The organism is Lutispora saccharofermentans (assembly GCF_024363565.1).
GTDB classification, from domain to species: Bacteria; Bacillota; Clostridia; order Lutisporales; family Lutisporaceae; genus Lutispora; species Lutispora saccharofermentans.
The window spans coordinates 102,365-118,204 of sequence record NZ_JAJEKE010000013.1 but is presented as its reverse complement, the minus strand read 5'-3'; the positions used below and the strand labels follow the sequence as shown (position 1 = coordinate 118,204).

Here is a 15,840-nt window from a genome sequence, read left to right as displayed (position 1 = left end):
GCATGGATAGCTGCCCATGTTCACATGTATGAATACTTCGGTGGCGTAGCCAAAATTCTTGTATCCGACAATTGCAAGACCGCTGTGGTACATAACGGCGGTTGGTACAATCAGCAATTAAATACTGTTTACCATGAAATGGCGGAACATTATGGTACTGCTATCATTCCTGCCAGGGTCAGAAAACCTAAGGATAAGCCAAACGCAGAGGGTTCTGTAGGTAGTATATCAACATGGATTACCGCTGCGTTACGAAATGAGCAGTTCTTTTCATTGACCGAATTAAATAGCGCCATTCGCGAGAAACTGGAAGCCTTTAACGCCCGACTTTTCCAAAAGAAAGAGGGCAGCCGGTTAAGCCTCTTCCGCGACGAAGAACTGCCTCTTTTGGCACCATTACCTGCTACCCCTTATGAACTGGCGGAATGGAAACAAGCCACCGTTCAGTTCAATTATCACATATCCGTCGACGGAATGCTATACTCAACGCCTTATGAATACATAAAACGTAAGGTTGATGTGAGGATAACAGATAAAACAATTGAAGTTTTCTACAACCATAACCGCATAGCCTCCCATCGTCGTCTCTACGGACGAAAGGGACAGTACAGCACCATAGTGGAACATATGCCAGAAGACCACCAGAAGTATCTGGAATGGGATGGCGACCGTTTCCGCAAATGGGCTGAGCGGGTTGGATGCAATACGTATCAGGCAGTTGATGCAATTCTTACCTCCAAACGTGTAGAACAACAGACTTACAAAAGCTGTATGGAGCTTTTAAAACTGGCTGACAGATATTCAATCGAACGTCTGGAAGCCGCCTGTAAAAAGGCACTTTCCTATACAGCCACTCCCAGTTACAAGAGTATCAAAAACATACTCACAACCGGGCAAGATAAGTCGCAGAGCGAATCGGATATACCGGAAACTACTACACACAACAACTACGGCATCATGAGAGGTGCTGGCTATTATGGGAGGTAAGCATCTATGACAAATCAAAGTACGATTGATAAATTAATTGAAATGCGCCTGACTGCCATGTCAGATGCATTCCGTAACCAGCTGACCGATGCCAAAATGAAGGAAGTTCCTTTCGAAGATCGCTTCGGTATGCTGGTAGATATTGAATACAGCAGCCGAAAGAATAACCGTTTAAAGAGACTGATCAAGAATGCTGAATTTGACCAGCCGGATGCCAGTATTATGGACATTAATTATTCATCCGGACGTAAGTTAAACAAGCAGCTTATTACTAGGCTTGCAAGCTGTGAATATATCGCTGAATATCGCAACATCTTCATTACTGGTGCTACAGGTAGCGGTAAAACATATATAGCATGCGCCTTTGGGATGGAAGCATGCAAGCAATATTTTAATACAAAGTATGTAAGACTTCCCGACCTTCTAATTGACCTTGAAATGGCTAGGAATGAAGGTACATACAAAAAAGTTATGGCCAAGTACGCAAATCCATTACTTCTGATTATCGATGAATGGTTGCTGTTAAAACCTAATGAAAATGAACGCAAGGACATTTTCGAATTATTGCATCGCCGCAGGAAGAAATCATCCACCATCTTATGTTCTCAATACAGAGCAGAAGGTTGGTATGAGCAACTAGGTGGTAACGATGGCCCACTGGCAGATGCCATACTGGATCGTATCGTTCATGACGCATACAAAATTAATATTGAAAGTCTTGATCCATCCAAAGATATTTCAATGCGTGAGGTATACGGTCTGGATGAATCACTTAGTGAGTAAGTACTTTAGGCGATTTCCGGTTCCGGACAGATGATTTCCATTTCTCCGGAACTGCGACTTCGTCGCGCCAGAATATTCAAGGAATTGAAACTTTTGCACAATGAATATTATGAAGTTCGTCTTAAGTACCTAGATTACCTATAAGGAATTGAAACCGTTATATCTGTAGCAATGCGTTGGGCTAAAATGAGTACCTAGATTACCTATAAGGAATTGAAACCGCTGCCATTGTGGAAATTATTCAGGCTAAAGAAAGTACCTAGATTACCTATAAGGAATTGAAACGATTCATCTGACATTGATACTTTTATGGGTAAGTAGTACCTAGATTACCTATAAGGAATTGAAACTTTGTTGCCTTGTATATCCACCTTGTTCAATTTTCGTACCTAGATTACCTATAAGGAATTGAAACCCATCCATAGTCATGGCCAAGCCGTATGGACCTTTTATTCGTTGCTAGAGTACCTATAAGGAATTGAAACTATCGCCGAGCTCCATAAAGGAGAGAGCGTGGTACGTTGCTAGAGTACCTATAAGGAATTGAAATCCTCGATATCGATAGTGTCTGATGAGACGATTTGCCCAAGGAATTGAAATTCTTCAAAACTACTATCTGATCCAACTTAATCTCTCGGTTACTAAACTACCTACAAGGAATTAAGACAATCAATAGGGCCTCTTGGTTCGGGACCAAGAGGCCTCACTTTACTAAAGCATCTGCAAGAAATTGAAAGCCTTGGTGATACATTTTCATTACTTTTTCCGTCTAATCATATATAATCTATAATAATAAATAAAATTATCCCATTAAAAAGGAGGTATCCGCATGACCAATCTAATAAAAAGCGACAGACTTATCTATAGTATGAGCAGTGAAAATAAGCCTGCTTTGGAGGTTGATCCAGGCAGCACAGTTGTGTTTGAGACTTGTGATTGTTTTCAAAACCAGATCAGCAGCTCTGAGCAGCCTATAGAAAAGCTTGACTGGGAGAAGATCAATCCTGCTACGGGACCTTTATATGTAAAAGGTGCTGAGAAGGGCGATACATTAAGAATAGAAATACTAAAGATAGATATCAATGATTATGGTGTGATGGCAGCTATTCCAGGCGGTGGTATTTTTGGAGGCAATATTGGGGAATCAAGCATAAAGATATTGCCAATAATAGAAGGTAAAGCAATATTTAATGATAGCATATACATCCCGTGCAAGCCTATGATAGGAGTTATAGGCGTAGTTCCGGACGGAGATGCTATACCTAACGGAGAGCCCGGATCTCATGGCGGCAATATGGATAATAGCAAAATTGCCGAAGGTGCTGTCCTATATCTTCCGGTTTTTCATGCAGGCGCGCTGCTGGCCATGGGAGATCTTCATGCCGCTATGGGGGATGGTGAGGTTATGGTTACCGGCATAGAGATTGCAGGCAAGGTAAAAGTAAAAATAGATTTATTGAAAAATCATGAAATAAGGAATCCCATATTGGAGTATGAGGATAAAGTATACACCATAGCCTCTCATGAGGATTTGTTACAGGCTGTAAAAATCTCAGCCGAAGACATGCTTTACAGGGTTATACGAAAACTCCATATGGATATTAATGAAGCGGGCATGCTTTTGAGCGCCATTGGAAATACGGAGATATGCCAAGTGGTAGATCCCAAAATGACAGCGAGGTTTTCAATGCCCAAATGGGTCTTTAAATAAAGCTGGAGTTCATGATACAAATGAGATATATACGATTTTGAGGTGACGCATTGTTTACAGTAAAGGAAATGATTGAAAAATGTGGCCTAAGCGATTTAAAAGTGTTAGCCGGAGGAGAGGGCCTCGATAACGAGGTAAGCTCTGTTACAGTTTTTGATGCCCCTGATGCATACCGCTGGTCAAAAGGCGGAGAGTTTATAATCACTACGGGTTACTGCCTTAAAGATACTCCGGAGCTTTTTGAAGAAATTATTGAAAACATTAAGACCAGAGGAATGGCTGGAATCGGAATAAAAACAGAAAGATTCCTGCATAGCATACCGGATAATGTTATTAACAGGGCTAATGAGTTAAATGTCCCGATCATTTATATTCCCAGCCGCTATGCATTTATTGAGATCATCAATCCGGTTCTGGCCAAAATAATAAACGATCAAGCCGATAAATTAAAGAAATCAGAGACAATTCACAAATCTTTTACTCAATTGGTTATTAACGGCGGCGATATAAAGGATATATTGGTAAACCTAAAGAGGATAATTGAGTTTGAATCCGCCTATGCTGATTTTTACTTCAATACCGTTGTTTATGAGTCGGCGGATTCGAGCTTTATAAGCACCATAGAGAGTATGAAGCTTTTCAACTTTCAAAAATATAAGGTTTATGAAATATCCTATGAAAACAGGATATACGGATATCTTGTCATAAATACAAAAAAAGAGCTGGATCAGCTTGAAGAGATAGCGGTTGAACATACCTGCACTGTGCTGAAGCTTTATATACAGCGCAAAATATCCAACAACCAGATAGAGATGAGATATAGAGACGAGTTTGTAAGGGACCTGATAACAAAAAACATAAGATCCATTGAAGAGGTAAAGAAGAGAGCCAAAATCTTCGGATGGGAGTTTAAAGGCAAAATTGTCGTAACGATGTTTGATATTGATAATTATAAGTCCGAGTATTTTAAGATGAGCCATAAAAAAGACAATTTAAATCTTGAAATGACCAGGGAAAAAATATTCAAAACAATCACAGAAAGCGTTAAGCGGGATTTTTCTCAGTCGGCATATACAACATTGAGCGACAGCATAACCTTTATCTTGAATGTCGACAACTCTGATAAAATAAAAAGCAAGCTTTCAAAAACCTGCAGCGAGCTGCTGCTTAAGGTTAAAAACGAGACAGGATTTACATTGAGCATTGGAATCGGAGGAATTAAAGCCGGGATCATGCTGGCAAAGGAAAGCTATACTGAAGCCTTCCGGGTCGTTCAAATAGACAGGCTTTCAAAAATGACAAACAGCTATAAATTTTATGATGAAGCAGGTCTGTATAGGCTGTATTATGATATATCATCCACTGGCTATGGAAAGGAATTTTGCAGGGAGAGCCTCGATAAGATCATTGAATATGATAAAATCAATAAAACATACCTCTTTGATACATTGAATCATCTGGTGGAAAACGAATGGAGCCTGAAGGAAACCGCCAAGAACATGTTTATACATTATAATACGATTAAATACAGGTATAGAAGGCTTTGCGAGGTATTAGGCGTGAACTTCGACAGCTTTGAGCAAAGGATGAAATACACGGTTTCCGTGAGAATATATAATATACTCTGTCAGTAATTGTCTGACAGGTATATTTTTTTTATTATCTTTTTATACTATAAAGACAAAGCTAATTCAAGCTAAGTATTGTAAGATCAATTAGGAGAGGTTGTGAAATTATAAACAAATTATGGAGGTGTATTTATGAATCAAGAAATTTTAAGGGTAGCTAACGAAATAGGAGTTTGGTTGGCAGCAGCTCCTGTAGTAATCCTTACGGCTATTCAAGCCATTATTTACACCAGGCTTGCAAGAAAGACCGCCAGGGAATTGAATATTCCTGATGAAAAGTGTGACAGAGCTTTTAAGACCGGTCTTTTGACTGCTATCGGGCCTGTAATTGCTATTTTTATAGTAATGGTAGGCATGATGTCTGTTATCGGCGGCCCTATAAGCTGGTTAAGATTATCTATAATCGGTTCGGCGCCGACAGAGCTCACGGCTGCCAAAACAGGTGCGGATGCTCTTGGTGTCAGCTTTGGAGGAGCAGATTACGATTTAAATGCTCTTGCTACAGGATGGTGGACTATGGCTGTTAATGGTGCTGGCTGGCTCGTCTTTGCCGGACTTTTTACCCATAAGCTGGAAGGCATAAGGAATAAAGTCGGCGGCGGGGATGTCAAGTGGCTTGCCGTGTTAAGCTCTGCTGCAATGCTTGGGGTATTCGGCTATTTGAACTCGGGAGACATTAAAAATGGCGGCGGCGGGCTTATAGCAGTCATAGCAGGGGCTATTTCCATGGTCGTGGTCATTAAGCTGACTGAGAAGCTTCCGAAGCTTAAAGAATATGCTCTGGGTATTGCTATGCTCGTTGGCATGCTCGCAGCAGTAATATTTGGATAATAAACAGGGAGGTGGAATTATGGATAATAAAAGATTTGAGGAGCTATGGTTCAAACCGGTTATAAGGGTTGGAATGGTAACATTATTGCTAGCGGCAGCTTTAAGCTTCTTTCCAGTGATTTTCCTTTATATGAAATATGGCGTGTTTCCTCCTTTTGAGGTGGCTATGAAATCCTGGGGCATGATTGCAGCACTGTTTGGTGCATTTTATGTGGTTGAGCCTATATCATATTACTCAGTGCTTGGTATGTCGGGTACTTATCTCTCATTCCTGTCGGGAAATATTTCAAACCTGAGGCTTCCATGCGCGGCAATGGCTCTTGAAGTAACAGATACCGAGCCGGCGACTAAAGAAGCCGAAGTGATATCCACTCTCGGTATTACAGGGTCAATTATAACAAACCTTATCGGCACTACCCTTGCGGCTTTCGTAGGGGCGGCTCTTATCAAGGTACTGCCTCCGGTTATTGCAAGCGCATTCACAAATTATACAGTCCCTGCAATCTTCGGAGCGGTTTTCGGACAATTTGCCATCAAATATCCAAAGCTGGCAGTAGTGGGAATAGGAATCCCCGTAATACTTCGATTTACAACAACACTTCCTGCCTGGGTACTCATAATTGCTTCTGTATTTGGAACAATTATAATAGCCAGATTATTTTACAATATGGAAAACAAATCAGTAAAAAGCTAGCCTTGAAAGGAGGATTCAAATTGATTGACATTGTAAGTGAAGCGAAAAAGCTTCAACCTGATATCGTGTGCTGGAGGAGGTACCTTCATCAGATTCCGGAGGTGGGCCTTGAGCTTCCTAAGACAGCCGCTTATGTGGCAGAAAGATTAAAGGAAATAGGAATTGAATATAAAACAGGCGTAGGAGTATCCGGAATAGTGGGAATCATCAAAGGTGAGAAACCCGGAAAGGTTATAGGCCTTAGAGCAGATATGGATGCTCTTGCAATAAAGGAGGAGGCGGATATATCCTTTATCGCGACCAACGGCAATATGCATGCCTGTGGTCATGATACTCATACTGCAATGCTTCTGGGAGCAGCAAAGATATTGCATGAGAATAGGGACAAGATACATGGAACCATCAAGCTTATCTTTCAGCCGGATGAAGAGGGCAGCCATGGCGCCAAGGCTATGATAAAGGATGGCGTATTGGAAAACCCCAAGATGGATGCCGTATTAGGGCTTCATATAGGAAGCATCTTTAAAGAAACAGGCCCCGGCCAGATATCGATAAGCTATGGAAGGGCAATGGCATCCTTTGATAAGTTCAACTTAAAAATCAAAGGGCATGGCTGCCATGGAGCGATGCCCAATATGGGCATTGACCCGGTTGTCATGGCCGGCCACGTGATCATTGCTCTTCAGACAATAGTGAGCAGAGAGATGAAGCCCACACATCCTGCAGTTGTCACTATAGGCAAGGTCCACGGGGGAACAGCCTATAACATCATACCCGATGTGGTTGAGATAGAAGGAACCTTCAGGGCTATAGACAATGAAGAGAGGGAAATGATCGCAAAGAGGATAGAAGAAATAGCCCAGGGCGTTACAAAGGCTATGAGAGGATCCTACGAATACGACATCACCTGGGGAGCTCCGCCTGTAGTAAACGATGCGGAATTTACCAGGGAATTTTATGAAACAGCTAAAAAGGTCATCGGTGAAGAAAATATCTTAGAAATCACAGAGCCCACAATGGGCGGAGAGGATATGGCCTATTACCTGTCAGAGGTGCCGGGAACATTCTTTTTCCTGGGCGGAGCTAATCCTGAGAAGGGGCCGGTATACCCGCATCATAATTCAAAGTTCATAGTAGACGAAGATGTTTTCTGGAAAGGGACTGCCCTTTTAGCCCAGGGAGCTTTTGACTGGCTTGAAAATAATAAGTAGAAGAGATGCTTTACTGTGAATAAACTTAGGATAAGGGGCGATAAAGTGAAGGAAGCTATAAGAAAAAGGTTGAAAGAACTGACCTCCATAATCGGCTTAAGCGGTTACGAATGGGATGTTGCCAGATATGTAAAAAAAGAATTGGAAGGATATGCAGATTCCATTGAGGTCATGAAAAACGGAATGCTGGTGGCTGCAAAAAAAGGTAAAAAGCCAGGGCCCAGGGTCATGATCAGTGCCCACATGGATGAAGTGGGGTATGCGGTAAAAACAATATCCCCTGACGGGTTTCTATATTTCTCAAAGGTGGGCCTGGCTTCAGAAGCATGCCTTCCCGGAAGAAGAGTGCTGGTAAAAGGAGATAAGGGAATAGTGCCCGGAATAATCGGGACACGTTCGGCCCATTTGCTGACCCCGGAGGAAATGGCGAGACCCCAAACGGTGAAACAATCATATGTTGATATATGCGTGAGCTCCAGAGAAGAGGCGGAGGCGTTGGGCATACGAACAGGCTCCCAGATCATTCCTGATTCGCCCTGCGTTGAAATGCTCAATACAGATTATTTATCAGGACGTGCCATAGATGACCGAGTTGGCTGCGCTATCCTTATAGAAGCCATGAAAAATCTTAAAGCCGAGGACATCCATGGAGAAGTGTTCGCGGTATTCGGCATTCTGGAGGAAAGCACTGTCAGTGCTGTTTCTTCGGCTGTAAACTATTTGAATCCTGATTATGGCCTGTTTATAGATACCGTTCCGGCAGGTGATGTTCCTGACAGCGATTATTTGAAGGAGCTTCCCGTAGGCCTTGGGAAGGGGCCGGTGATCATTATTTCTCAGGCCTATGCCGGAGCGATGATCTATGCGGCCAGCCATCCGAAATTGGTCGAGGCACTCCGGGACTCCGCATCCTCTGCCGGGGTCAAGCATCAGGAATTCGCTTTCATAAATGCCGCTTATGTCACTGATGGAGCGAGATGCATCTATGCGGGCAATGGCATGGCCGTTGTGTCATTGGCTATACCCAGGAGATATTCCCACTCGCCGGTTGAAGTATGCAATCTTAACGATGCGGTTGCTGCATTGAAGATTACGGAGGATTTCCTGAAGAAAAATATTGATCTCACTATGATATAGTCAGGGTTTTAATAAATTTCTTCTCCAAGGGATTTCAATAAATAATTCTTGCTGTGTTCAAAATGCCTTGTCATAAGTGATGAGGCATTTTCTATATCCTTTGATTTTATTGCTTCAAGGATTTCCTTGTGTCCGGCTAAAATCAACGCTCCTGCATTCAAGAAATTTTGATATTTGGTGGTCAGTATGGTAAACTGGCTTCTGATATTTTTGGCAGCATCATAGAGACGTGAATTATCCGCATACTTATATAATATGTCGTGGAAATTGTCCGAATGCAGCTTGAAGCTCTCCATACTCCCGTTATCTAAGCAGATTTCTTGAGACTTTATGCAATTTTCCATTTCCTGAAGCATTTCATCAAATCTATCGCTGTTGATTGCGAATCTGAGAGCAGCAACATCCAGAACAGAACAGAAGTCGTAAATTTCTCTGATGTCTTTTTCATCTATGTCGATGACTTTTGCACCTACATTGGTGACATGCTCAACCAGGCCTTCCTGGCTTAATCTTTTTATAGCTTCCCTTATCGGGGTGGAGCTGATATCGAATCTTTCCTGCAGGGCTTTTAATGTAAGCTTCTCACCGCATTCTATCCTCTGATTTATGATGTCGTCTCTCAAAACGGCATAAATTTGATCTCCCAATGTAGCTTTAATAATATCTATCATGGCTATGCTCCCTAACTTTTCTATTATTTACTCGGCGGCATTTTGTGCCCCTTGTTTTCACCGCATATTTTAGCATAAAAAGATATACAAGGCAATAGCATTTAACATTTTGCAAAATGCAATATATATATTGCAAAATACCCGCTGCTGTGTTAACATCATTATAAAAATATTTAAACAGTTTGGGAGGGTTATTATGCATAATTATGAATGGCCTTATCCCCTGGAGTATGACAAGGAAGAGATCATAGCCGCAGATGTTCTGGTGCTCGGAGGGGGCATAGCCGGCTGCATGGCTGCCATTGCTGCCGCCAGAGCAGGCCGGAGTGTTGTGCTGGTGGAGAAAGGCGCCACCAGGAGAAGCGGAGCAGGCGGCTCCGGCTGCGATCATTGGGAATCGGCGGCTGCCAATCCTTGTTCCAAGGTTACTCCTGAGGAATTGGTGCAAGCTATGCTGGATGACAATGAAGGCTTCAACAATGGAATATCTCACTATATAGAGTGCAGGGAGGGATATGACAGGCTTTTGGATATCGAAAAAATGGGAGGCAAAATAAGGGATACAGATGATGAATTCGCGGGAGCGGAGTTTCGTGATGATGAAACAAAGCTCATGTTTGCATATGATTATGAAAATAAATTTACTTTGAGGATCTGGGGTTCAACCTTTAAGCCCGCGATGTATAACGAGCTTCGCACGATGGGGGTAAGGATTCTGGATAGAGTGATGATAACATCCTTGCTCACGGAGGATGGGCGGCAGGGGGCCAGATGCATAGGCGCAACAGGCATACACACGAGGACAGGCAAATTTTATATTTTCAGCGCCAAATCCAGTATAATATGCATGTCCCGGCCGGCCAGGGTGTGGCTTTTTTCTGCCGAGCTTCCCGGCCTATGCGAATTCAGGCCCACACAATGCATCGGAGATGGACATGCCATGGGCTGGAGGGCCGGCGCTGAGTTTGCCATGATGGAAAAATCCGTACCGGCAGAATTTTCTGCTTCAGGAAGGAGCTATCCGCCATATGGTACCGGCAATAATCATAATACCTGGTATGCTGCTTCAATAATAGATTCAAGGGGACAAGAAATACCTTATGCAGACAGGGACGGAAATATACTGGAAAGTGTAAGCGACAGGTTCAAGCCTGCCAGGGATCAGAAGTTTTTCCTCAAGGGGGGAAGCATCGATTATCCTAAGTATGGTATTGAGGGGCCGGAGACCCTATCTTTTTCGAAGATGATAGAGAAAGGCTATAAGCTGCCTTTTTACGCCGATTTATCGGCTTTGCCCGGCGATGAGAGACGGGTGATCTGGGGCATGATGGTGGGAGAAGAAGGCAAGACCAAGGTTCCCATATACAAGAATTACACAGAAGCAGGTTTTGACCCTGAGGAGCATGTTCTTCAATGCTATGGCACCGGCTGGACCTCCGCGAGCTTTCTTCCTCAGGAGCGGCAGTTGTTTGGCCTGCCCGGCGGCTTTTTCAACGATTGGTCTCTAAGCACCAATCTGGAAGGCTTATACTCGGCAGGAGACGCCCTTTACGCTTCAAATTGCTATGGCCATGCTGCCACTACGGGCTACTATGCAGGCAGGCACGCCGCTAAATTCGCTGATGCCAATGAATCTGCAGCATGGAATAGAAAGCAGGTAGAAAGAGAAAAAGCCAGAGTATACGCACCCCTGAAGAATGACCCGTCTGTGAGCATAGGATGGAAAGAGCTGAATATGGGCATAGCCAAGACCATGCAAAACTACTGCGGAGAGGTCAAATATCAGGAGCTTCTGGAGGTTGGCTTGTCCAGACTGAAGGAATATGAGGAGAACGTGGTGCCTCAGACCTTTGCTTATAATCCTCATGAATTGGTAAGGCTTCTTGAGGTTTTTGACATACTAACAGTAGCCCAGATTATCATGGAAGCGTCATTAGCCCGGAAATCCAGCTCAAGGCCCTTGTGCTTTGACAGGGGAGACAGCATAGAAGATGAAGCTATGAACAAGAAGCTTATCATAATAAAGCAGCTTGATGGAAAAGTGGAAAAAAGAGAAGTGCCTGTTGACTATTTCGGTGATGTGAAGGAAAATTATGAAAAGCATAATCAAGATTATATAAGGGGGGATAAGGAATGAGAGAGATGCCTGCTGCAAACCCTATTATTTACGACCCGGATAAATGCATAGGCTGCAATAGATGCGTAGAAATATGCCAGGTGGATATCCTGATTCCCAATGCCGAGAAGGGAAAACCCCCGATAGTTGCCTATCCGGGGGAGTGCTGGTATTGCGGCTGCTGTGTTATGGAATGCCCCAAAGATGGTGCCATAAAGCTGCGCCACCCCCTTATGAATCAAGTACATTGGGTAAAGAAAAAGGCTTTGACTGAAAAGGAAAAAGCCAGATTGGAGAGGTGAATAAAATGTTGTTGAAGGATTTGACCCAGGCCTTCGGGGTCAGCGGCTATGAGAAGGAAGTAAGAGAGATGATAAAGGATGCTGTGAAGGATTGCGCAGATGAGGTTATGGTCGATGCACTGGGAAATTTGATCGTCTATAAAAAGGGATCAGCTAAGGACAAGAAAAAGATTATGGCAGCAGCTCATATGGATGAGATCGGGCTCCAGGTCACCAAGATCGAGCCCAGCGGCCTGATAAAGGTTAAGACCTTGGGATTTTTATGGGCTGATACCACCTACATGAGCAGGGTAAGGTTCAGGAACGGCATAACCGGCATAGTGACCAGCACTACCAAGATGGAAAACGTCAAGGGAGATTTTACTAAGCTTTGTGTGGATATCGGAGCCAGGAGCAAAGAGGAAGCCATGGAGTATGTAAAAATAGGTGATGTGGCCAATTATATCGGTGAATATGCGGAGCTGAAGGGCGGAAATATCACTGCTAAGGCTTTGGATAACAGGTCAGGCTGTTATGTGATGATAAAGGCCTTGATGGATATGGGCACTCCGGCAAATGATGTATATCTGGTCTTCACCGTCCAGGAGGAGCTGGGCTGCAGAGGCGCCAAGATTGCTGCACAGAGGATACAGCCTGATATAGGCATTGCGGTAGATATCACTCCCGCCCACGATTATCCCTGTGATCTGGAGGGCAGCAATGCTTTGGGAGCCGGTACAGGAATAAAAGTATCAGACCCGTCGGTCATATGTGATGAATATCTCATAAGCGAGATGGTCAGATGCTGTGAAGAAAACAATATCAAGTATCAGTATGACGTAATCGATAAAGGCGGCACTGACGCAAGCTCCATCAACCTTTCCAATTATGGAGTGAGGGCCAGCGGCATAACAATAGTGACGAGATATCCCCATGGCCCTAACAGCATGGCCAATATGGAGGATATAGAGGCTTCCGTAAGGCTGCTTGCTTTATTTGTCAACAGAGATTTCTCCTTTGAATAAGGCCTTTTATTGAGAGCAGCGGTAATATTAAAGGCTGGATAGTATGCCTATTCAGCCTTTAATATGCCGGTTAAAAATAAAGTAGTATAGAATTCATTTTTTATCTTAAGCTTCTCATCGTGATCTTCGATATTATGCTCTCTAAAATACATCAATATGTTGAACATTAATGTTACAAATAAGTAGAAAATAAAATCAATATCAAGGGAATCCTTTAATTTACCGGAGTTTTTAAGCTCTATCAATTCATCTCTGATAATGCTGTTCAATTCTTTGCTGTATTCTCCGAAATAGAACTTCCTCATAACCTCTACAGGAGCTTTATACCAGGTTTTATCAAATTCGATTTCCCTTTTTGAACATATCTTTTCAATAGGTATATAATCTTTTCTCAATAAAAAAATACCCTTAAACTCTTTTTCTTTATCATATATTTTTTTCTCAATAGAAGTTAACAAATATAAATACAATTCATCTTTGTCATCAAAATATTTATAAAAGCTTCCTAATGATATGCCTGCTTTTTTGGTGATAGCCCTGATGCTTACTTTCTCATATTCTTCCTCAACAAATATATCATACGCTGCGTCGATTATTCTTTGCCTTTTGTCAGGGGGTAAGTTAAAAAACGTTTTTTTGGGCATATTTACCTCCTTAGAATTATTTAATCGATTTCATTGTACCAAAGATTAGGGAATCTAGTAAATATAAATAAGCTGTAAAATCAATAAATTTATATTTTAGTAAATAGTAAGAATAAAGAGATAATGCATTGACACGAGATTTTAATAGTGCTAGTATAATAAATAAAAAAAGTGAACGTGTTCACCATGGGCTTACAATTATTATATCATGTTTGCAGTGAAGCGGTGATACAGTGTTATTGCTTTCAAACACAGGTTGAAATTCAGCTTTGGAGGGGATTGAGTGAAAAGATACATTGGCAAAAGATTATTAACAGGCCTTCTTACTATAATCATTGTTTTTGCCATCAACTTCATTATTATCAGATTAGCACCGGGCGATCCTATAAAGACTCTGATGGGTAAAGAGACTGACGATCCGGTCTTGAAAGCTGCATTAGAGCATAAATATGGCCTGGACAAGCCTTTGCCTACCCAGTTTGTAATGTATTTGAAGACAGCCCTTACAGGAGATTTAGGAACTTCAATAATATACAATAGACCGGTCACGGATATGATAGGCGAAAAGCTGGGAGCCACTATATTATTGGTGCTCACTGCGGCGATACTTTCTTTATTTATCGGAACATTGATGGGCATAATGGCGGCCCGGCGAGAGGGTTCATTTATAGATGTCGCTTTCTCAGGAATTTCATATGTCTTGAATTCAATGCCTTCATTCTGGCTGGGACTTATGCTTATTATAGTTTTTTCATCCAGATTAAACCTGCTTCCTACATACGGGATGACTAATGCCAGAGCGAACTACACCGGCATGAAATATATATTGGATGTAATTGTACATATGATCTTGCCTGTGGGGACACTCCTATTGATCGAAATACCGATTTATTTCAGAATTGCAAAATCATCTGTTTTACAGGTCACTAATGAAGATTTTATTGTTACTTTCAGAGCTACAGGAATGAATGAGAAGAAAATATTCAACAAGTACATATTCAGAAATGCAATACTGCCGACCATAACTATCTTCGGCATATCATTAGCCTACTTGATTACAGGAGTAGCACTTATAGAGATAGTATTTGCCTGGCCGGGGACAGGGCGTTTGGTTCTCACCGCCATCACTCAGAGAGATTACCCTACTTTAATGGGGATATATCTTGTCATGTCGGTATCGATTGCAGTGGTTATGATGATAGTAGATATAGTATATGCAGTGTTTGATCCAAGGATAAGATACTAAGGAGGGTCTTCATGAAGCTAGATGTAAAAAACATTTTTAAAAAAATCCGAGAATTTATTGCTAAAGACATACAATTGAAATGCGGGTTTTACGGTATTATTCTGCTCTTATTAGTCGTAATATTCGCATCAGGTTTAGCAAGCCACAATCCATATGATTTTGGTCCGGATATATTGAATAGAATAGGGCAAAACGGACACCTCCTGGGGACCAATAATATGGGACAAGATATTTACAGCATGATTATTTACGGAACTCGTACCTCCCTTAAGGTTGCTGTCATCTCAGCTCTTATATCTGCTGCAATCGGAACCCTCGTAGGAGGTATCGCGGGGTATTTTGGGAAAAATGTGGACCAGTTTGTATCGGAAATAATTAATATTTTTATGATGCTGCCTACTTTTTTTCTCATTCTTCTTATAATCGCCCTGTTTGGTAACAGCATTGTAAACGTAATGATAGTAATAGGCCTGACAACCTGGCCGAGCAATGCCAAATTGATGAGAGCTCAAGCTTTATCCCTGAGGGAGAGGACCTTTGTAAAAGCAGGTACTGCAATGGGGGAAAGCAGGCTCCAGATACTTTTTAAGTATATCATTCCCAACGGCATATTTCCGGTGATTGCAAATACAACGGTAGGTATGTCCAATGCCATACTGACAGAAGCAGGCCTCAGCTTTTTGGGCCTAGGTGACCCTAATGTCATAAGCTGGGGGCAGATGATTTATTCAGGCAAGGCATATATCACCAGTGCATGGTGGATATCAACCTTTGCCGGTTTGGCTATTGTTATCACGGTAATAATATTTTATTTATTAGGCGATGGCTTAAATCATGTGCTTAATCCTAAGCGTATCGGCAGAGGGGGTGCCTAG

15 protein-coding genes and 1 CRISPR repeat array are annotated in these 15,840 nt (G+C 42.2%); of the genes, 13 read left to right on the top strand and 2 right to left on the bottom strand.

Annotated features, from left to right (window positions below; translation table 11 throughout):
- From LJD61_RS14080 to LJD61_RS14045, 8 genes are all read left to right on the top strand, one after another.
- On the top strand, positions 1-987 hold a 987-nt coding region (locus tag LJD61_RS14080; protein WP_408615501.1), incomplete at its 5' end, for a Mu transposase domain-containing protein.
- 6 nt (positions 988-993) lie between these two features.
- Positions 994-1,770, top strand: a complete 777-nt coding sequence (istB, locus tag LJD61_RS14075; protein ID WP_255228186.1) for an IS21-like element helper ATPase IstB — start codon at positions 994-996, stop codon at positions 1,768-1,770.
- 124 nt (positions 1,771-1,894) lie between these two features.
- Positions 1,895-2,320: direct repeats of the CRISPR family, unit length 31 nt; unit sequence AGTACCTAGATTACCTATAAGGAATTGAAAC.
- 279 nt (positions 2,321-2,599) lie between these two features.
- Positions 2,600-3,481 carry an acetamidase/formamidase family protein gene (locus tag LJD61_RS14070; protein WP_255228185.1) on the top strand — a complete coding sequence of 294 codons (882 nt, stop codon included), beginning with the start codon at positions 2,600-2,602 and terminating at the stop codon, positions 3,479-3,481.
- A gap of 50 nt (positions 3,482-3,531) precedes the next feature.
- Positions 3,532-5,115 carry a PucR family transcriptional regulator gene (locus LJD61_RS14065; RefSeq protein ID WP_255228184.1) on the top strand — a complete coding sequence of 528 codons (1,584 nt, stop codon included), beginning with the start codon at positions 3,532-3,534 and terminating at the stop codon, positions 5,113-5,115.
- A 126-nt stretch (positions 5,116-5,241) separates the two neighbouring features.
- Positions 5,242-5,940 carry a DUF5058 family protein gene (locus LJD61_RS14060; RefSeq protein WP_255228183.1) on the top strand — a complete coding sequence of 233 codons (699 nt, stop codon included), beginning with the start codon at positions 5,242-5,244 and terminating at the stop codon, positions 5,938-5,940.
- 19 nt (positions 5,941-5,959) lie between these two features.
- Positions 5,960-6,634, top strand: coding sequence for a hypothetical protein (locus LJD61_RS14055; protein WP_255228182.1), 675 nt, complete (start codon positions 5,960-5,962; stop codon positions 6,632-6,634).
- A gap of 23 nt (positions 6,635-6,657) precedes the next feature.
- The gene (locus LJD61_RS14050) at positions 6,658-7,845 is read left to right on the top strand and encodes a M20 metallopeptidase family protein (protein WP_408615511.1); all 1,188 of its coding nucleotides are present in this window, start codon (positions 6,658-6,660) and stop codon (positions 7,843-7,845) included.
- 15 nt (positions 7,846-7,860) lie between these two features.
- On the top strand, positions 7,861-8,982 hold the full coding sequence (locus tag LJD61_RS14045; RefSeq protein WP_255228180.1) for a M42 family metallopeptidase: 1,122 nt from the start codon (positions 7,861-7,863) through the stop codon (positions 8,980-8,982).
- Positions 8,983-8,990: 8 nt separating this feature from the next.
- Here the strand turns inward: LJD61_RS14045 and LJD61_RS14040 are convergent, their stop codons facing one another.
- The gene (locus tag LJD61_RS14040; RefSeq protein WP_255228179.1) at positions 8,991-9,653 is read right to left on the bottom strand and encodes a GntR family transcriptional regulator; all 663 of its coding nucleotides are present in this window, start codon (positions 9,651-9,653) and stop codon (positions 8,991-8,993) included.
- A 196-nt stretch (positions 9,654-9,849) separates the two neighbouring features.
- Here LJD61_RS14040 and LJD61_RS14035 point away from each other — a divergent pair, with 196 nt between their 5' ends.
- From LJD61_RS14035 to LJD61_RS14025, 3 genes are read left to right on the top strand one after another with little or no spacing between them, the layout of a single operon-like run.
- Positions 9,850-11,790, top strand: a complete 1,941-nt coding sequence (locus tag LJD61_RS14035; protein ID WP_255228178.1) for an FAD-dependent oxidoreductase — start codon at positions 9,850-9,852, stop codon at positions 11,788-11,790.
- Positions 11,787-12,071, top strand: coding sequence for a 4Fe-4S dicluster domain-containing protein (locus LJD61_RS14030; protein WP_255228177.1), 285 nt, complete (start codon positions 11,787-11,789; stop codon positions 12,069-12,071). Before LJD61_RS14035 ends, LJD61_RS14030 begins: the two co-directional genes overlap by 4 nt.
- A 5-nt stretch (positions 12,072-12,076) precedes the next feature.
- On the top strand, positions 12,077-13,075 hold the full coding sequence (locus LJD61_RS14025) for a M42 family metallopeptidase (RefSeq protein ID WP_255228176.1): 999 nt from the start codon (positions 12,077-12,079) through the stop codon (positions 13,073-13,075).
- Positions 13,076-13,122: 47 nt separating this feature from the next.
- Here LJD61_RS14025 and LJD61_RS14020 read toward each other — a convergent pair whose 3' ends face one another.
- A complete protein-coding gene (locus LJD61_RS14020) occupies positions 13,123-13,719 on the bottom strand; it encodes a TetR/AcrR family transcriptional regulator (protein WP_255228175.1) in 597 nt (198 codons plus the stop codon).
- A gap of 283 nt (positions 13,720-14,002) precedes the next feature.
- On the opposite strand from LJD61_RS14020, the gene LJD61_RS20575 reads away from it, so the two are divergent.
- Together LJD61_RS20575 and LJD61_RS14010 are read left to right on the top strand one after the other, a co-directional pair.
- The gene (locus tag LJD61_RS20575; protein ID WP_255228174.1) at positions 14,003-14,965 is read left to right on the top strand and encodes an ABC transporter permease; all 963 of its coding nucleotides are present in this window, start codon (positions 14,003-14,005) and stop codon (positions 14,963-14,965) included.
- Positions 14,966-14,976: 11 nt separating this feature from the next.
- Positions 14,977-15,840 (top strand): ABC transporter permease, encoded by an 864-nt coding sequence (locus LJD61_RS14010; RefSeq protein WP_255228173.1) that lies wholly within the window; start codon positions 14,977-14,979, stop codon positions 15,838-15,840.